Origin of the sequence: Streptomyces sp. G7(2002) (assembly GCF_028870195.1) — a bacterium.
In the GTDB taxonomy this organism is placed as follows: Bacteria; Actinomycetota; Actinomycetes; order Streptomycetales; family Streptomycetaceae; genus Streptomyces; species Streptomyces nigrescens.
Genome location: NZ_CP102609.1, coordinates 4,471,144 through 4,488,061, shown reverse-complemented (window position 1 = coordinate 4,488,061; position 16,918 = coordinate 4,471,144). Strand labels below are relative to the sequence as shown.

18 protein-coding genes and 4 tRNA genes are annotated in these 16,918 nt (G+C 70.8%); 15 read left to right on the top strand and 7 right to left on the bottom strand.

Translation table 11 applies throughout. From position 1 onward, the window contains the following. The first annotated feature begins 102 nt into the window (after nucleotides 1-102). The 4 genes from NUT86_RS18755 to NUT86_RS18740 all read left to right on the top strand — a co-directional run bounded on the left by NUT86_RS18755 (nucleotide 103) and on the right by NUT86_RS18740 (nucleotide 4,907). Entirely contained in the window at nucleotides 103-1,722 is a 1,620-nt protein-coding gene (locus NUT86_RS18755) for a complex I subunit 4 family protein (RefSeq protein ID WP_266446524.1), read from the top strand. Beyond that, nucleotides 1,722-3,278, top strand: coding sequence for an NADH-quinone oxidoreductase subunit N (locus NUT86_RS18750; protein ID WP_274736580.1), 1,557 nt, complete (start codon nucleotides 1,722-1,724; stop codon nucleotides 3,276-3,278). The genes NUT86_RS18755 and NUT86_RS18750 overlap by 1 nt, the downstream gene beginning before the upstream one ends. A gap of 240 nt (nucleotides 3,279-3,518) precedes the next feature. After that, nucleotides 3,519-4,382, top strand: coding sequence for a zinc metalloprotease HtpX (gene htpX, locus NUT86_RS18745; protein WP_018090932.1), 864 nt, complete (start codon nucleotides 3,519-3,521; stop codon nucleotides 4,380-4,382). Nucleotides 4,383-4,514: 132 nt separating this feature from the next. After that, nucleotides 4,515-4,907 (top strand): YccF domain-containing protein, encoded by a 393-nt coding sequence (locus NUT86_RS18740; RefSeq protein ID WP_018090931.1) that lies wholly within the window; start codon nucleotides 4,515-4,517, stop codon nucleotides 4,905-4,907. Nucleotides 4,908-4,934: 27 nt separating this feature from the next. On the opposite strand, the gene NUT86_RS18735 is transcribed toward NUT86_RS18740, so the two are convergent. Together NUT86_RS18735 and NUT86_RS18730 are read right to left on the bottom strand one after the other, a co-directional pair. Continuing rightward, nucleotides 4,935-5,678, bottom strand: a complete 744-nt coding sequence (locus NUT86_RS18735; RefSeq protein ID WP_093640330.1) for an antibiotic biosynthesis monooxygenase — start codon at nucleotides 5,676-5,678, stop codon at nucleotides 4,935-4,937. A gap of 134 nt (nucleotides 5,679-5,812) precedes the next feature. Next, nucleotides 5,813-6,301 carry a YajQ family cyclic di-GMP-binding protein gene (locus NUT86_RS18730; protein ID WP_018090929.1) on the bottom strand — a complete coding sequence of 163 codons (489 nt, stop codon included), beginning with the start codon at nucleotides 6,299-6,301 and terminating at the stop codon, nucleotides 5,813-5,815. A 190-nt stretch (nucleotides 6,302-6,491) separates the two neighbouring features. Between NUT86_RS18730 and NUT86_RS18725 the strand changes: the two genes are divergently transcribed. Continuing rightward, a tRNA-Tyr gene (locus NUT86_RS18725) sits at nucleotides 6,492-6,573 on the top strand. Nucleotides 6,574-6,709: 136 nt separating this feature from the next. On the opposite strand, the gene NUT86_RS18720 is transcribed toward NUT86_RS18725, so the two are convergent. Further along, nucleotides 6,710-7,102, bottom strand: a complete 393-nt coding sequence (locus NUT86_RS18720) for a nuclear transport factor 2 family protein (RefSeq protein ID WP_109890614.1) — start codon at nucleotides 7,100-7,102, stop codon at nucleotides 6,710-6,712. A 90-nt stretch (nucleotides 7,103-7,192) separates the two neighbouring features. Between NUT86_RS18720 and NUT86_RS18715 the strand changes: the two genes are divergently transcribed. After that, nucleotides 7,193-7,636, top strand: a complete 444-nt coding sequence (locus NUT86_RS18715) for a MarR family winged helix-turn-helix transcriptional regulator (RefSeq protein WP_274736577.1) — start codon at nucleotides 7,193-7,195, stop codon at nucleotides 7,634-7,636. Nucleotides 7,637-7,961: 325 nt separating this feature from the next. Here NUT86_RS18715 and NUT86_RS18710 read toward each other — a convergent pair whose 3' ends face one another. Together NUT86_RS18710 and NUT86_RS18705 are read right to left on the bottom strand one after the other, a co-directional pair. Then, entirely contained in the window at nucleotides 7,962-8,624 is a 663-nt protein-coding gene (locus tag NUT86_RS18710) for an NAD(P)H-binding protein (RefSeq protein WP_093640335.1), read from the bottom strand. A 77-nt stretch (nucleotides 8,625-8,701) separates the two neighbouring features. Continuing rightward, nucleotides 8,702-9,964 (bottom strand): amidohydrolase family protein, encoded by a 1,263-nt coding sequence (locus NUT86_RS18705; protein ID WP_274736574.1) that lies wholly within the window; start codon nucleotides 9,962-9,964, stop codon nucleotides 8,702-8,704. Nucleotides 9,965-10,146: 182 nt separating this feature from the next. Between NUT86_RS18705 and NUT86_RS18700 the strand changes: the two genes are divergently transcribed. The 6 genes from NUT86_RS18700 to NUT86_RS18675 all read left to right on the top strand — a co-directional run bounded on the left by NUT86_RS18700 (nucleotide 10,147) and on the right by NUT86_RS18675 (nucleotide 12,683). Continuing rightward, a tRNA-Thr gene (locus NUT86_RS18700) sits at nucleotides 10,147-10,219 on the top strand. Nucleotides 10,220-10,265: 46 nt separating this feature from the next. Beyond that, nucleotides 10,266-10,338, top strand: a tRNA-Met gene (locus tag NUT86_RS18695). An 89-nt stretch (nucleotides 10,339-10,427) separates the two neighbouring features. Continuing rightward, nucleotides 10,428-10,592, top strand: a complete 165-nt coding sequence (gene rpmG, locus NUT86_RS18690; protein WP_006604855.1) for a 50S ribosomal protein L33 — start codon at nucleotides 10,428-10,430, stop codon at nucleotides 10,590-10,592. 84 nt (nucleotides 10,593-10,676) lie between these two features. Next, nucleotides 10,677-11,129: a MaoC family dehydratase N-terminal domain-containing protein gene (locus tag NUT86_RS18685; RefSeq protein WP_093640338.1), complete on the top strand. Its 453-nt coding sequence runs from the start codon at nucleotides 10,677-10,679 to the stop codon at nucleotides 11,127-11,129. A gap of 1 nt (nucleotide 11,130) precedes the next feature. Continuing rightward, nucleotides 11,131-11,565: a MaoC family dehydratase gene (locus NUT86_RS18680; protein WP_274736570.1), complete on the top strand. Its 435-nt coding sequence runs from the start codon at nucleotides 11,131-11,133 to the stop codon at nucleotides 11,563-11,565. Nucleotides 11,566-11,627: 62 nt separating this feature from the next. Beyond that, nucleotides 11,628-12,683, top strand: coding sequence for a UDP-N-acetylmuramate dehydrogenase (locus tag NUT86_RS18675; RefSeq protein ID WP_274736569.1), 1,056 nt, complete (start codon nucleotides 11,628-11,630; stop codon nucleotides 12,681-12,683). Between the two features lie 67 nt (nucleotides 12,684-12,750). Here the strand turns inward: NUT86_RS18675 and NUT86_RS18670 are convergent, their stop codons facing one another. Together NUT86_RS18670 and NUT86_RS18665 are read right to left on the bottom strand one after the other, a co-directional pair. Continuing rightward, nucleotides 12,751-13,794: an adenosine deaminase gene (locus NUT86_RS18670; RefSeq protein ID WP_051104180.1), complete on the bottom strand. Its 1,044-nt coding sequence runs from the start codon at nucleotides 13,792-13,794 to the stop codon at nucleotides 12,751-12,753. Nucleotides 13,795-13,934: 140 nt separating this feature from the next. Beyond that, a complete protein-coding gene (locus NUT86_RS18665; RefSeq protein ID WP_159487742.1) occupies nucleotides 13,935-15,170 on the bottom strand; it encodes a pyridoxal phosphate-dependent aminotransferase in 1,236 nt (411 codons plus the stop codon). Nucleotides 15,171-15,353: 183 nt separating this feature from the next. Between NUT86_RS18665 and NUT86_RS18660 the strand changes: the two genes are divergently transcribed. The 3 genes from NUT86_RS18660 to nusG all read left to right on the top strand — a co-directional run bounded on the left by NUT86_RS18660 (nucleotide 15,354) and on the right by nusG (nucleotide 16,768). Further along, nucleotides 15,354-15,426 (top strand) — tRNA-Trp (locus NUT86_RS18660). Between the two features lie 108 nt (nucleotides 15,427-15,534). Next, nucleotides 15,535-15,831 carry a preprotein translocase subunit SecE gene (gene secE / locus NUT86_RS18655; protein ID WP_018090919.1) on the top strand — a complete coding sequence of 99 codons (297 nt, stop codon included), beginning with the start codon at nucleotides 15,535-15,537 and terminating at the stop codon, nucleotides 15,829-15,831. Between the two features lie 73 nt (nucleotides 15,832-15,904). Next, nucleotides 15,905-16,768: a transcription termination/antitermination protein NusG gene (gene nusG / locus NUT86_RS18650; protein WP_018090918.1), complete on the top strand. Its 864-nt coding sequence runs from the start codon at nucleotides 15,905-15,907 to the stop codon at nucleotides 16,766-16,768. The last annotated feature ends 150 nt before the right edge of the window (nucleotides 16,769-16,918 follow it).

The window sequence follows — 16,918 nt, the reverse complement described above, 5'->3', positions numbered from 1 at the left end:
TCCCCCGGGGGCCGACCCCCGTACCCCCAGCCGACACACCTCGTGGCCTGCCTCGCCGGAGCCGAACCCCTGAGGAGGGCCTGACCCGTGAATCACACCGCTATGCAGCTTCTCCTCGCGGCCGTCGTCGTCCTCCCCCTCGTCGGCGCGCTCGCCGCACTGCTCCCGGCCCCGCCCGGCCTGCGCGGCAAGAACCCCGACCAGGCCGTACTGCGCCACGGCGTGACCGTCACCGGTGCCGTGCTCGCCGCCGCCGTCGCGCTGGCGGCCGGCTTCGACCACGACCATCCGGCCCGTATGCAGGCCACCACCGACATCAGCTGGATCCCGGCGCTCGACATCCGGATCCACCTCGGCATCGACGGCATCTCGCTCCCCCTCGTCGTCCTGACCGCGCTGCTGACCTTCCTCTGCGCGCTCTACAGCTACTTCCACATGCCGACGGGCCCGTCTCCCAAGGCATTTGTGGCGCTGCTGCTCACCCTTGAGGCCGGCACCCTCGCCACCTTCGCCGTCCTCGACCTGATGCTCTTCTTCCTCGCCTTCGAGATGGTCCTCATCCCGATGTACTTCCTCATCGCCCGCTGGGGCGGGGCGGGGAAGCAGGCGGCGGCCTGGAAGTTCATCCTCTACACGCTGCTCGGCTCCGTCGTGATGCTGCTCGGCCTCCTCCTCATCGGCGTGAAATCCGGCACCTTCGACATGGTGGCACTCGCCACTGACAACGGACCGAAAACCCATCTCAGCCACACGGTCCAGCTGCTCGCGGTGCTCGCGGTCGGCATCGGACTGGCCGTCAAGTCGCCCCTGTGGCCGCTGCACAGCTGGCTGCCCGACGCCCACACCGCCGCCCCCACCGTCGGCTCGGTGCTGCTGGCCGGTGTGCTGCTGAAGATGGGCACCTACGGCTTCGTGCGGATCGCGCTGCCCATCACGCCCGAGGGCATGCAGACCTTCGCGCCGTACCTCGCCGCGCTGGCCGCCGTCGGCATCATCTACGGCTCGCTCGCCTGCCTCGCCCTCGTACGCAAGGGCGCCAAGGGCGACCTGAAGCGTCTGATCGCCTACAGCTCCGTCGGCCACATGGGCTTCGTCCTGCTCGGCATCGCCAGCATGACCCCCACCGGCGTCAACGGCGCACTGTTCGCCAACATCGCGCACGGCCTGATCACCGGCCTGCTCTTCTTCCTCGTCGGCGCGCTCAAGGACCGCTACGGCACCACCGACCTCGACGCCCTCGCGGGCAGCACCGGCGCCGCCCTCTACGGCAGGGCACCGCGCTTCGGCGGTCTGCTCGCCTTCGGCGCCGTCGCCTCCCTGGGCATCCCAGGACTGGCCGGGTTCTGGGGCGAGATGCTGGCGATGTTCGGTGCCTTCCAGCCGGCCGCCGGCCTCAGCCGCCCCGCCTTCCTGACGTTCATGGTGATGGCCGGTCTCGGCACCCTGCTGACCGCCGCCTACCTGCTGCTCGTCGTCCGCCGCGTCTGCATGGGCGGCACCCCGCACCTCGCCCCGACCGCCCCGCTCGGCACCGCCGACCCGGCCGACGGCGACCCGTCCGGAGACACCGCAGCGGCCCCCGCCGTCCCCGACATCGCGCGCTACGAATACGCGGCCTGGACCCCCCTGGCCGTCCTGACCGTCCTCGCCGGACTGTGGCCAGCGGCCCTCCTCGGCCTCACCGACCCGGCCGTCCAGCAGCTCCTCGGAGGCGGTAAGTGATGAGCTCGATCACCCCTCTGGTCCAGTCCGTCGACTGGGTCGCCCTCGCGCCGCCCACCGTCACCGCGGCCGTCGCCCTGGTGGTGCTCGTCGCCGACCTCTTCCTCCCGGCGGCCCGTAAGCCGCTGCTGGGCTGGATCGCCACGGCAGGCCTCGCGGTCTCCGCGCTGCTCCTGCTGCCCCTCCTGGGCGGCGACCGCCGCACCTTCTGCCTCCCCGAGCACCCCGACGTGTGCAGCTATGTGGCCGACCCGTTCACGCTGGTCATCCAGTTCCTGGTGCTCGGCGGGGCGCTGCTGACCGCCCTGCTGTCCATCGACACGATCAAGGACCAGGACCTGCCCGCCGGCGAGTACTGGTTCCTGCTGCTCTCCTCGGCGGCCGGCGCCGCCCTGCTGCCCGCCTCCCGGGACCTCGCCACCCTCGTCATCGCCCTCGAAGTGGCCTCGCTGCCCGCCTTCGCCCTCGTGGGGCTGCGGCGCGGCGACCGGCTCTCCTCCGAGGCGGCGCTGAAATTCTTCCTGTCCTCGGTGGCCGCCACCGCCGTGATGCTGCTCGGCGTGAGCTTCCTGTACGCGGCCACCGGCAGCCTCCACCTCTCCCAGGTGGCCCACGGCCTCACCGCGCTCCCCGACCCGCGGCTGGCCACCCTGGCGAGCGCCGGCGTCGCGCTCACCCTCGTCGGCTTCGCCTTCAAGACGGCCGCCGCCCCGTTCCACTTCTGGGTGCCGGACACCTACGTCGGCGCGCCGCTCCCCATCGCCGGCTACCTCTCCGTGGTCGGCAAGGCCGTCGGCTTCTCCGGCCTGATCCTCGTCACCGTCCAGGGCTTCCCGTCATACGCGGACGTCTGGGGCCCGGCGCTGGCCGTCCTCGCCGCCCTCACCATGACCGTCGGCAATGTCGCGGCCCTCCGCCAGGACCCCCGCCGCGCGCACAGCGCCGTACGCCTGCTCGCCTGGTCGTCGGTCGGCCAGGCCGGCTACCTCCTGGTGCCGATCGCGGCGGCCGGCTACTCCCAGGACCCGGCGCACGCCATCGGCTCCACCGTCGCCTACGCACTGATGTACGCGGCCGTGAACCTCGGCGCCTTCGCCGTCGCCGCCCTGGTGGCCCGTACGCACCCCGCCAACCGCATCACCGACTACCGGGGCCTGTACCACCAGCGGCCTGTCGTGGCGCTCGCCCTCGGCTTCTTCCTGCTCTGCCTCGCCGGGCTGCCGCCGGGCATCATCGGCCTGTTCGCCAAGGTCACGGTCTTCTCCGTGGCCGTCGACGCGGGCCTGGCCTGGCTCGCGGTGATCATGGCGGTCAATGTCGTGATCGCGCTCTACTACTACCTGCAGTGGACCACGGTCCTCTTCCGGGGAGCCGAGACCGCCGAAGCGCCCGAGAGCGCCGAAGCGCCCGAGGCCGCCCCGGCCGAGCTGCAGCCGCCCCGCACCGGGATCCCGGCCCCGCTCGCCACCGCCATCGCGCTCGCCACCGTCCTCGGCATCGCCCTCTCCGGCGCCCCGCAGCTCGTCCTGCGCTTCGCCTCCGGGGCGCTGCTCTAACAGGCACCAGCGGCGGACACCCGCACGCCGAGGGCCGCTCCTGACAGCCGGGAGCGGCCCTCAGCCCTTCCGTACGGCGGCAGGCCCCACCGGGCGCGGCTCCGGGCCCCGCCCGGCCCGCCGCGCGTGCGCCGGGGAACCAGGCTCGTTCATCTCGCGTTGACCAGTGAGTAAGGGTCCACTGGAGAGTGGAGAAACGCAGCACAGGGTTCCCCTGCCGCACCGCTTGGAGGGCGTACCGTGCACCGCCGGCACAACGGGCTCAGGACCGCCGTACTCCTCGGGGGACTGTCCGCCCTCATCATCGTCATCGGCAGCCTGTTCGGCCGTACGGGCCTGATCATCGCCGTCGTCGTCGCCCTGGGCACCAACGCCTACGCGTACTGGAACAGCGACAAGCTCGCCCTGCGGGCCATGCGCGCCCGCCCGGTCAGCGAGTTCGAGGCGCCACAGCTCTACCGCATGGTCCGGGAGCTCTCCACGGCTGCCCGCCAGCCCATGCCGCGCCTGTACATCTCCCCGACCCAGGCGCCCAATGCCTTCGCCACCGGCCGTAACCCCCGCAACGCCGCGGTCTGCTGCACCGACGGCATCCTCCAGCTGCTCGACGAGCGCGAGCTGCGCGGCGTCCTCGGCCATGAGCTCAGCCATGTCTACAACCGCGACATCCTCATCTCCTCCGTCGCGGGCGCACTGGCCTCCGTCGTGATGTTCCTCGTCAACTTCGCCTGGCTGATTCCCATAGGCCGCTCCGACGACGACGAGGGCCCCGGTCTCCTGGGCATGCTGCTGATCATGATCCTCGGCCCGGTCGCGGCCGGGCTCATCCAGCTGGCCGTCAGCCGCTCCCGCGAGTACCAGGCGGACGCCTCGGGCGCCCAGCTCACGGGCGACCCGCTGGCCCTGGCCTCCGCCCTGCGCAAGCTGGAGGCCGGCACCCAGCAGCTTCCGCTCCCGCCCGAGCCGCGGCTGGAGACCGCCGGCCACATGATGATCGCCAATCCGTTCCGGGCCGGCGAGGGCATGTCCCGGCTGTTCTCCACCCACCCCCCGATGCGCGAACGCATCGCCCGTCTGGAACAGCTGGCGGGCCACCGCCCCTGACGGGCCAGAGGCCGCGGGGAGCGGTGGCCGCCGCCCGCCGACCGCCGCATCATGAACGCAACGCTTCACCCGGTCCAGGGCGTCTTGCCCGGCAGTTACGTTCTCCGCCGCGCCCGTGGAAGGCTGCTGATCATGAAGTTCATCCTCAACATCCTCTGGCTGGTCCTCAGCGGCTTCTGGCTGGCGCTCGGCTATGTCGCCGCGGGCATCATCTGCTGCATCCTGATCATCACCATCCCGTTCGGCATCGCGTCCTTCCGGATCGCCGGCTATGCCCTGTGGCCCTTCGGCCGGACGACCGTCATCCGCGATGACGCCGGCGCCGGCTCGGCGATCGGCAATGTCATCTGGATCATCTTCGCGGGCTGGTGGCTGGCCCTGGGCCACATCGTCACCGGCCTCGTCCTGTGCGTGACGATCATCGGCATCCCCTTCGGCATCGCCAACTTCAAGATGATCCCGGTCTCCCTGATGCCGCTGGGCCGCGACATCGTCCCCACGGACGAGCCCTTCGCGGCGCGCTGACCACCCGCCCCGCCCGGCCCCTCGCCCTCAGCCCCGTACGAGCCCCCGAGGGGCCACATAACGCCGGAACCCGAGCGGTTCGACCCCCGGCAGGCTGTCGATATAGCTCAGCACCTGCCCCTGCGGCTGCAGTGCCCGGCCGACCTCCCGCTCGTGCGACTCCGGATCCGTCCACTCGCTGTAGTTGACGACCCGGTCGCCGTCCTCGCTGATGTGGAAGTGCGAGGCGATCCCGCCGTCCCCCTGCTGCCGCTCACCGACCCGCTCCAGCAGCCCGTCAACGAGCCCCCGGGCCGCGTCGTGCCCCGTCGTCCGGAAGGCCACGCGTACGACGCAGCCCGGCTCCTGCGGCGCTCCGTGCGGCAGCATGCTGCGGTACAGCCGGAAGCGGCCGGGACCGGAATTGCCCACGTCCCCCACACCGTCCAGCACCGCCGCGATCCGCTCGCTCAGCCCGGTGTTCTCGGTCCGTACGAACTCCCGGTGTGCCGCATCGCTCGTCCACTGCGCGTAATTGAGCACACTGCGCCCGTCCGTCCCCGCGAACAGCACCCGCGACAGGAAGCCCGCCGGCAGCGGCGTCTCCTCCCAGGCGTGAGCGACACCGTCCAGGACGGCCCGCTGTCCCGCCGGACTGCCCGCGTCCCACTCGCTGATCAGTACGGCACCGGCATCCGCCCGCCGGATCTCCGGGAACACATCGGTGCGGAACCCCGCCCGCGTCCCGGGTCCGCTACCGGGACGGGTCTGTGCGTCATGAGAAGAAGTCATGCCACGACCCTGCAATCTCAACCTCAGTTGAGGTCAAGCGTCCCGTAGGGCCGTCCGTATCGCCGCCCGACACACAGGTGGGGCGGCACGCCGAAGCGCGCCGCCCCATCCTGTGGCACCCGAAAACCGGGCTCCTAGCGGTAGTTCACGAACTGCAGGGCGAAGTCCAGGTCCTTGCCCTTCAGCAGCTGCTGCACCGCCTGCAGGTCGTCCCGGCTCTTCGAGCTGACCCTCAGCTCGTCGCCCTGCACCTGCGCCTTGACGCCCTTCGGGCCCTCATCGCGGATGATCTTGGCGACCTTCTTCGCGTTGTCCTGCGAGATCCCCTCCTCGATCGAGGCGAAGATCTTGTACTCCTTGCCCGAGGCCTGCGGCTCGCCGGCATCCAGCGCCTTCAGCGAGATCCCGCGCTTGACCAGCTTGGACTGGAAGATGTCGAGTACGGCCTTCACCCGCTCCTCGGCGTTGGCCCGCATCTCGATCTTCTCGCCCGACCACTCGATCGACGCGCCCACGCCCTTGAAGTCGTAGCGCTGCGAGATCTCCTTGGCGGCCTGGTTGAGAGCGTTGTCGACCTCCTGCCGCTCTACCTTCGAGACGATGTCGAAACTGGAGTCGGCCATGTTGAGTTGGCTCCTCGTACGTAGATCCGTCAGGGGTGCGGCCCGTCCCCGGACCGCCTGCCAAGCCTAGCCACCCGTCCAAGATCCAGCGCTCCCGAATCGAGTGGCGGACCACCCCCAGCCATCGGGTATGGTTTACGTCGTTGCCACGGAGCACCGCCCCAGAGCGGGTCTCCCGGCAGCAAACCTTGGCGGTGTGCCCGAGCGGCCAAAGGGAGCAGACTGTAAATCTGCCGGCTCAGCCTTCCCAGGTTCGAATCCTGGCGCCGCCACAGCGGAGGAACCCCTCCGATCTGCTGAAACAGCAGATCGGAGGGGTTTTTCGCGTGTCGGCACCACCGGCCCGCGCCTCGCCCCCCGGAGTCGGCCGTACTCCGGCTCGCCCGGCACTCCTGGCTCTCCCGGATCTCAGCGCGCGCTGCCGATGTTGCGGTCGGCGTCGGTGCCCTGGAGCAGCAGGGTGGTCTCCTCGATGCGGCTGAACCGGCCGTCGGGCGCGAGGTCGGCGAACACATAGACCTCGGTGCGCACGGTCGAGCCGTCCTTCTTCGTGATGTGGGCGGTGTGCCGGTCGGCGTACTTGCTGCCGTCGTGGAGCTCCTCGTGCACCTGGACATGGCCGCCGGCGACGAGGGTGCGCAGGTGGGTGATGTGGTCGAGGAACCCGGCGCGGTCGGCCCACTGCCCGTCCGTGCGCTGGCGGTACTCCGGGGTGAAGTGGCGGTCGGCGGCTTCCTGCACGGTGAGGTCGTGGTGGAAGAGCAGGTCGTTCAGGGCGGCCTCGATGCCGGTGCGAGCCATGGGACTTCCTCTCAGAAAGTGCGTGCGCCGCGCACGCATCTCCGTCACCATAACAGGAGATGCGTGCGTGGCGCACGCTATTCTTGTGCTGTGGAGAACGAAGTGGGACACGAGATCGCAGACGCGCTGGGCCTCCTGCTCAGGCGCACCACCCGCACGCAGCTGCACAAGCAGCTCACCGAGGGCATGGGGGAGGGGGTGGACGAACTGACGTACCCGGTGCTGAGCGCACTGGCCCGGACCGGGCCCCGCAGCGCGGCCGACCTGGCTCCCGACGTCGGGGTCGACCGCTCCGGCGTCACCCGGCGCGCCTCACGGCTGGAGGCCGCCGGCCTCATCCGCCGTGAAGCGGACCCCGACGACCGGCGCGCACACCTGCTCGTCCTCACCGAGCAGGGCCAACGCGCAGTGGCGGAGCTGCGGGCACGTCTGGCCGCTCACATCATGGCGAGCCTGTCCTCATGGCCGCCGGGCGAGGCCGAGGCATTCGCCCAGCGCCTGCGCCGTTTCACGGTCGAGGGCCCGTTCACCTAGGGCGGCCGTTGTGCGTCAGGGGCTGGTCCCTCCAGCCGGAGGCATTCGACGCCCCCGCCCGCTTTCGCTCCCGGCCCGGAGTTCAGCGATTTCCCCGAAGGGGTTCGTCAACTTGGGGGATTGCAGCGCCAGTTGGGCAGCGTGAGCGGCAGGGGCGGCGCCGTCCACACTTCGGGCATCTCAGGCGCGCATTCCACGCCCCGCCCCGAGCCACGACCGGCGCGAAAGCCGACCGGGCCCCGGCCCACACCGGCCGACCCGGCCCCCGGCCCGCACCCCGCGGACCGTGGCCCGGTCCCGTCCGCCCACCCGGCGGACGCCGTCCTCAGTGCCCGGCCACCGCCCGCACCGCTTCCTTCACCGGTACCTCCCCGCTGACCAGCTCCAGCGTCCGGCCGATGGTGCCCGGCTCGTTGAGCAGCTCCGCCAGGACGGCCGCGACATCGTCCCGGGGCACCTCGCTGCGGCCGGTCGCGTCGGCCAGCGTCACCAGGCCAGTTCCGGGGTCGTTGGTCAGCCGGCCGGGCCGCAGGATCGTCCAGTCCAGCCCGGCGCGGGCCCGTACGTCCGCGTCCGCGGCACCCTTCGCCCGCAGGTACGCGGCGAAGACCGGGTCGGTGCCCTCGGGGGGCTCGCGGTCCGCTCCCATGGACGAGACGACGAGGAAGCGCCGTACCCCTGCGGCCTCGGCCGCGTCCGCGAAGAGTGCGGTGGCGCCGCGGTCCACCGTGTCCTTGCGTTCGATGCCACTGCCCGGCCCCGCGCCCGCCGCGAAGACGGCCGCGTCGGCGTCCTCCATGTGCCGGGCGACGTCCTCCACCGACGCCGACTCCAGGTCGCAGACCACCGGCTCGGCTCCCGCGGCCAGCACGTCACCGGCCTGCTCCGGCCGGCGGATGATGCCCGCGACCTCGTCCCCGCGCTTGGCGAGCAACCGCTCCAGCCGCAGCGCGATCTGACCATGTCCACCTGCGATGACAATGCGCATGATCCCGACCGTACGCCGAAGCCCCGCCGCGGGGCGCGGGACCGGCCGGGGGCGGGGTGCCTTCTCGCCACCGCGGCTCAGCGCTGCGACTGCCGCGGCAGCTCCAGCGCCACATCCGCCGCCGAGTCGCAGTACTCGCGCACCGCGCTGGTACGGGCCACCACCCGCCCGCGGTGGATCACGATCCGGCTGTACGCGAGCGAGAGCACCCCGGCGATCCGCTCACCGCGCACCGCCAGCAACTCCGCGGGGAAGCCCGCCTCGACACGTACCTCCGGCAGCCCCAGAGTCGCCCGCGCCGCCGAACTCACCGTCCCGTAGGCCGCCTCCGGCGTGGCCTCGCCCAGGGAGGCCAGCAGATACGCCGCCTCCAGCGGGTCACCGCGCCCCACCGGGTTCGCCACGTCCCGCAGCGCCCCGCTGCCCGCCGCCACCTGGACGCCGGCCGCCCGCAGCAGCCGTACGGGCGCCGGCCGCGACACCCGCGAGCCGTACCGCTCCAGGCCCGTGCAGTCCCCCTGCGGCAGACAGACGACGGCGACCCCGGCGGCCGCCAACTGCTCGGCGACCCGCGCCGCCACGCTCCGCGGCATCCGCGCCATCCCGGCGCACGGTCCGAGGGCGACGCCCGGCCGCAGTCCGCCGGACATCGCCGCGAACCGCGCCAGCCGCGCCGGATCGTCACCGTCGGTGTGCAGATCCACCGGGCAGCCGTGCTCCCCGGCCAGCTCCAGGACCGTCTGGACGTACCCGGCCGGATCGGGGTCGAGGTCCGGGCAGCCGCCGATCACCGAGGCGCCCATCTTCACCGCGTCCCGCAGCATCGCCAGCCCGTCCTGGCCGGCCACCCCGGTCAGCACCCGCGGTACCGCGACCGCCGCCAGATCGGCCAGCCCGCGCAGCGACCTGCGGGCCTGCAGCACCGCCTCCAGCGAGCGCAGACCCTGGACGTCGCCGATCCTGACGTGGCTTCGGGAGGCGGTGGCGCCGTGCCCCAGCTGCAGCAGCGCGGCCTCGGTCGTCCGCCGCTGGACGTCCTCGGGGGAACTGGAGGCGGGGCCGTCGGAGTCGGCCGTCAGGGCGGTGTCGCAGTGCGCATGGGGTTCGACGGGGGCCGGGAGCAGGAGGTAGCCGGCGAGGTCGACCCGGGCGCCCTGCGGGGCGAGGCTGCCGGCCGTCCCGACGGCCTCGATGCGTCCGCCACCGAGCCGTACGTCCACCGTCCGCCCGTCGGCGAGCCGGGCGCCGCACAGCACCAGCGCGCCGTTTTCCGACCTCGCGAACCGGCCGGGCCCGCCGGGCTTTCCCGGCTGCGGCTGCGGCGAACTGCTGTCGGACATCGCGCTCCTCGAAGGCACCGGCGTGCAAGATCACGCAGCGTTCTTCCGAGCCTAGGCCGCGGCCGGGAGAGCTTCGCGCAGGCGCGAAATAGTCGTACCGGTGTGGTGCGCGAGGCGGCTGGGGCACGGCCCGGATACGGATTTCACGTTTGGCGGCGGGCCGTGTAATGTCTTCATCGCTCGCCCCAATAGCTCAGTCGGCAGAGCGTCTCCATGGTAAGGAGAAGGTCTACGGTTCGATTCCGTATTGGGGCTCTGATGTGTGAGGTTCCCGCCTTCGGGCGGGGTCCCCTCGCATCACAGCGGTGTAGCTCAGTCGGTAGAGCAAGCGGCTCATAATCGCTGTGTCACCGGTTCAAGTCCGGTCACCGCTACTGACAGTAGCCGATTGTGGGGTCGGTCCTCCGATCGGCTACTCTTTTATGCGTTAATCCGACCACCCGTCCGTCCAAGGAGCACTCACGTGGCTGCCACCGACGTCCGCCCGAAGATCACGCTGGCCTGCGTGGAGTGCAAGGAGCGGAACTACATCACCAAGAAGAACCGGCGTAACGACCCGGACCGTCTTGAGATGAAGAAGCACTGCCCCCGTTGCAACTCGCACACCGCGCACCGCGAGACGCGATAACACAGGCTCGTCCGTGAGGCCGTCCCCATTCGTGGGGGCGGCCTCACGGCGTTATCACCATCAGTACAGGGAGGTTGCGAGCCCATGGCGCTCGACCAGTCTTTTGTCGGACGCACGTACCCGCCCACCGACCCGTACGAGGTCGGCCGGGAAAAGATCCGCGAATTCGCCGAGGCGATCGGTGACCCCAACCCCGCCTACACCGACACCGAAGCGGCAAAGGCACTCGGGCACTCCGATGTGATCGCACCGCCGACTTTTGTGTTCGCCATCACTTTCAAGGCAGCGGGTCAGGTCATCGAGGACCCGCAACTGGGTCTGGACTACAGCCGGGTGGTGCACGGCGACCAGAAATTCGCCTACACCCGGCCGGTGCGCAGCGGGGACCGACTGTCCGTCACCTCCACCATCGAGGCCATCAAGACCATGGCCGGCAACGACATCATCGACATCCGCGGCGAGGTGCACGACGAGGCCGGCGAACACGTCGTGACCGCCTTCACCAAGCTGGTGGCCCGCGCCGCGAAGGAGGCCTGAGATGACCGCGAAGATTTCCTATGACGACGTCGAGGTCGGCATGGAACTCCCGGCGCAGACCTTCCCCGTGAGCCGCGCCACACTCGTCCAGTACGCGGGCGCCTCCGGTGACTTCAACCCGATCCACTGGAACGAGAAGTTCGCCAAGGAGGTCGGGCTGCCGGACGTCATCGCCCACGGCATGTTCACGATGGCCGAGGCGATCCGGGTGGTCACCGACTGGGCCGGTGACCCGGGCGCGGTCGCGGAATACGGGGTGCGCTTCACCAAGCCCGTCGTCGTGCCCAACGACGAGATCGGCGCGCTGATCGAGGTCAGCGCCAAGGTCGCCGCCAAGCTGGACGACGACGACCGTACGGTCCGCGTCGACCTCACCGCGATGAGCGCCGGCCAGAAGGTGCTGGGCATGTCCCGCGCCGTGGTCCGCCTGGCCTGAGCCGGGGCCGCCGGGGGGCGTCCGGCCGAGGGCTGCCGGACCGCCCCCGTACCCTTGGGCGCGTGCAGGAACTCCACGACGCCCCCCTCGCCCCGCTGACCACCTTCCGCCTCGGCGGCCCGGCCACCCGCCTCGTCACGGCCACCACCGACGACGAGGTGATCGCGGCCGTCCGCGCGGCCGACGACGCCGGGACCCCGCTGCTGATCATCGGCGGCGGCAGCAATCTCGTCATCGGCGACAAGGGCTTCGACGGCACGGCCCTGCGCATCGCCACCCGTGGCTTCGCGCTCGACGGCACGACCCTCACCCTCGCCGCGGGCGAGAACTGGTCCGACGCGGTCGCCCGCACGGTCGAGGCGGGACTGGCCGGTGTCGAGTGCCTGGCCGGCATCCCCGGCTCCGCGGGCGCCACCCCGATCCAGAACGTGGGCGCGTACGGCCAGGAGGTCTCCGCCACGATCACCGAGGTCGTCGCCTACGACCGCCGCCTGGGCGAGACCGTCACGATCCCCAACGAGGAGTGCGGCTTCTCGTACCGCCACAGCCGCTTCAAGGAGCACCCCGACCGGTTCGTGGTGCTGCGGGTGCGCTTCGCCCTGGAGGACGCCGGAGGCCTCTCCGCGCCCCTGAAGTACCCCGAGACCGCCCGCGCCCTCGGCGTCGAGGCCGGGGACCGGGTGCCGGCCGCCGTCGCCAGGGAGACCGTGCTGGCCCTGCGCGCCGGCAAGGGCATGGTGCTGGACCCCGAGGACCACGACACCTGGTCGGCGGGCTCGTTCTTCACCAACCCGATCCTCACCGAGGCCGAGTACGCCGTCTTCCTCCGCCGCGTCCAGGACCGTCTCGGCCCCGACGTCGCCCCGCCCGCGTTCCCGGCGGGCGACGGCCTGCTGAAGACCTCCGCGGCCTGGCTCATCGACCGGGCCGGCTTCACCAAGGGCTACGGCAGCGGCCCCGCCCGCATCTCCACCAAGCACACCCTCGCGCTCACCAACCGCGGCGCGGCCACCACCGAGGACCTGCTCGCCCTGGCCCGCGAGGTCCGCGACGGCGTGCACGCGGCCTTCGGCGTCACGCTCGTCAACGAACCGGTCACGGTCGGCGTCAGCCTCTAGGGCAAGACATCCAGGCGGACCCGGACGGGGCACGCCCTGGAAGGCCCCTGAGAGGCTCTGGGCGGCCCTACGCGGCCAGCCAGGCGTCGATCTCCGCCAGCACCCGCTGCTGCTCGTCCTGCGGGGCGCGTGAGCCGCGGACCGACTGCCGGGCCAGTTCGGCCAGTTCGGCGTCGGTGAAGCCGTGCGCGCTGCGGGCGATCTCGTACTGCGCGGCCAGCCGCGCGCCGAACAGCAGCGGGTCGTCCGCGCCCAGCGCCATCGGCACACCCGCGTCGAAGAGCGTCCGCAGCGGTACGTCCTCCGGCTTCTCGTAGACGCCCAGCGCCACATTCGACGCGGGGCACACCTCGCAGGTCACCCCGCGCGAGGCCAGCCGGCGCAGCAGCACGGGATCCTCAGCGGCCCGTACGCCGTGCCCCACCCGGCCGGCGTGCAGATCGTCCAGGCAGTCCCGGACGCTCGCCGGCCCCGACAGCTCACCGCCGTGCGGCGCCGCCAGCAGACCGCCCTCCCGGGCGATGGCGAAGGCGCGGTCGAAGTCCCGGGCGAAACCCCGGCGTTCGTCGTTGGACAGCCCGAAGCCGATCACGCCGTGGTCGGCGTAGCGCACCGCGAGACGCGCCAGCGTACGGGCGTCCAAGGGGTGCTTCATACGGTTCGCGGCCACCAGGACGCGGATGCCGAGACCGGTGTCCCGGGAGGCGCTGCGCACCGCGTCCAGAATGATCTCCAGGGCCGGGATCAGCCCGCCCAGCCGGGGAGCGTACGAGGTCGGGTCGACCTGGATCTCCAGCCAGCGCGACCCGTCGAGGACATCCTCCTCGGCGGCCTCGCGCACCAGCCGCTGGATGTCCTCGGGGGACCGCAGACACGACCGCGCGATGTCGTACAGCCGCTGGAAACGGAACCAGCCGCGCTCGTCGGTGGCTCTCAGCTGGGGAGGTTCACCGCTCCGCAGCGCCTCCGGCAGGTGGACGCCGTATTTGTCGGCGAGCTCCAGCAGGGTCGTGGACCGCATCGAACCGGTGAAGTGCAGGTGCAGATGGGCCTTCGGCAATCGGCGCAGGTCTCGGATTGCGGCTTCGCCGCGGGCACGAACGCTCTCCATCCCAAGATCTTGCCGCATCCGGGCGGTGCGCCGGTAGAGCCTTTCCCGAAGGGGTGTCCGGGAGAACGCGCGAGCGGGCGCCCGGAAGGCTCCGGACGCCCGCTGCGCGACCACCTACGACTTTCCGTAGGTGGTCTTGATCACTTGGCCTCCGCCAGCAGCTTCTGGATCCGCGACACGCCCTCGACCAGGTCCTCGTCGCCCAGCGCGTACGAAAGCCGCAGGTAGCCGGGGGTGCCGAAGGCCTCGCCCGGGACGACGGCGACCTCCGCCTCCTCCAGGATCAGCTCGGCCAGCTCGACGCTGGTCTGCGGGTGCTTGCCGCGGATCTCCTTGCCCAGGAGCTCCTTGACCGACGGGTACGCGTAGAACGCGCCCTCCGGCTCCGGGCACAGCACCCCGTCGATCTCGTTGAGCATCCGCACGATGGTCCTGCGGCGCCGGTCGAAGGCGACCTTCATCTCCTCGACGGCCGTCAGATCGCCGGAGACCGCCGCGATGGCCGCGGCCTGCGCGACGTTGGAGACGTTGGACGTGGCGTGCGACTGGAGGTTCGCGGCGGCCTTGATGACGTCCTTGGGGCCGATCGCCCAGCCCACCCGCCAGCCGGTCATCGCATACGTCTTCGCCACGCCGTTGACGATGATGCACTTGTCGCGCAGCTCGGGCACGACCACCGGCAGCGACGAGAACGCGGCGTCGCCGTAGACCAGGTGCTCGTAGATCTCGTCGGTCAGCACCCACAGACCGTGCTCGGCGGCCCAGCGGCCCACGGCCTCGACCTGCTCGCGGCTGTAGACCGCGCCGGTCGGGTTCGACGGCGAGACGAACAGCAGCACCTTGGTGCGGTCCGTACGGGCCGCCTCCAGCTGCTCCACGGTCACGCGGTAGCCCGTGGTCTCGTCCGCGACGACATCGACCGGCACACCGCCGGCCAGACGGATCGACTCGGGGTAGGTGGTCCAGTACGGCGCCGGGACGATGACCTCGTCACCCGGGTCGAGGATCGCTGCGAAGGCCTCGTAGATCGCCTGCTTGCCGCCGTTCGTCACCAGGACGTTCGCGGCCTCGATCTCGTAGCCGGAGTCGCGCAGCGTCTTCGCGGCGATCGCGGTCTTCAGCTCGGGGAGGCCGCCGGCCGGGGTGTAGCGGTGGTACTTCGGGTTGCGGCAGGCCTCGATCGCCGCCTCGACGATGTAGTCGGGCGTGGGGAAGTCGGGCTCACCGGCACCGAAGCCGATCACCGGGCGTCCGGCGGCCTTGAGGGCCTTCGCCTTGGCGTCGACGGCGAGGGTCGCGGACTCGGAGATCGCACCGACGCGGGCCGAGACCCGGCGGTCGGCGGGGGACGAAGCGGGAGGAGTGGCAGCGCTCATATCTGCATCGTCCCAGACCTCTGACAAGCCCGGCACATCGGTTTGCGGGCACCACCCGGGACGTTTCTGTTCGACGCCCGGCTCTGAAGCACGTACACTCGCTGACCGTTGGCCCCCGACAGGTCGCCGCGGTGCACGCACGTAGTGCAGTCGGCCGCATGCGGTAGGTTGGGGTAACCACAAAGGGTCGTAGCTCAATTGGTAGAGCACTGGTCTCCAAAACCAGCGGTTGGGGGTTCAAGTCCCTCCGGCCCTGCTACACGCACTTCTTCACCACGGTGCGTGCACGCGTACGTATGAAATGCACCGCCGTGCGGCTCAACCGGGCGCGGCACGGCCACGACCCGGATTCAGGTGAGGACGAGTGACGGACGCCCTGGGCTCCATCGACATGCCTGAGCGCGGTCGTTCCGAGGACGAAACCGCGGAATCCCAGAAGAAGCCCCGTCGCGGCGGCAAGCGCGGCAAGAAGGGCCCCTTCGCACGGCTCGCGCTCTTCTACCGCCAGGTCGTGGCGGAGCTCCGCAAGGTCGTCTGGCCCACGCGCAGCCAGCTGTCGACGTACACCACCGTGGTGATCGTCTTCGTTGTCATCATCATCGGTCTCGTAACCGTGATTGACTTGGGAATCAACCGAGTCGTCGGGTACGTCTTCGGCTGATCCCGCGGAGGGCGCCTCAGCGGGCGCCCATTTCGCATGTTCAACCCCTTGAAGCCAGGAAGAAGCAGCCACCGTGTCTGACCCGAACCTGAACGACGCCGCCGACTCCGCCGAGACGGCAGCGGCCGACGTGGACGCGGCTGCCTCGGCCGAGGTCCAGGGCGACGACACCGAACTCGAGATCGTCCAGGCCGCCGACGAGGTCGACGAGCTGGACGCCGAGGAAGCCGCCGCCGGTGAGCCCGCCGAGGCCGCCGCGGTGCACGTCGAGGACGAGGACGAGGTCGTCGGTGAGGAAGCCGCCGAGGAAGAGGAGCCGGTCGACCCGGTGGCCGCCCTCCGCGACGAACTCCGCGGCCTCCCCGGTGAGTGGTACGTCATCCACACCTACGCGGGTTACGAGAACCGCGTGAAGACCAACCTCGAGCAGCGTGCCGTTTCGCTGAACGTCGAGGACTACATCTTCCAGGCCGAGGTGCCGCAGGAAGAGGTCGCCCAGATCAAGAACGGCGAGCGCAAGACCATCCGCCAGAACAAGCTCCCGGGCTACGTGCTGGTGCGCATGGACCTGACGAACGAGTCCTGGGGCGTCGTCCGCAACACCCCGGGTGTCACGGGCTTCGTCGGCAACGCCTACGACCCCTACCCGCTGACGCTGGACGAGATCGTCAAGATGCTCGCCCCGGAGGCCGAGGAGAAGGCCGCCAAGGAGGCCGCCGCGGCCGAGGGCAAGCCGGCGCCGTCCCGCAAGGTCGAGGTCCAGGTGCTGGACTTCGAGGTGGGCGACTCCGTCACCGTCACCGACGGCCCGTTCGCGACGCTGCAGGCCACGATCAACGAGATCAACGCCGACTCGAAGAAGGTCAAGGGCCTCGTCGAGATCTTCGGCCGCGAGACCCCGGTCGAGCTCAGCTTCGACCAGATCCAGAAGAACTAGGTTCTTCCGGAACACCAGCCAAATCGACCAGGTCAGACGGGCTCGCAGCCGGTCTGACCTGCTCGGTTTTTGGCCGCACGACTATACCCGTTATCGTTGTGCGGTATGCCTCCATCCGGATGACCGGGTGGAATGGCGAAACACCTCTCA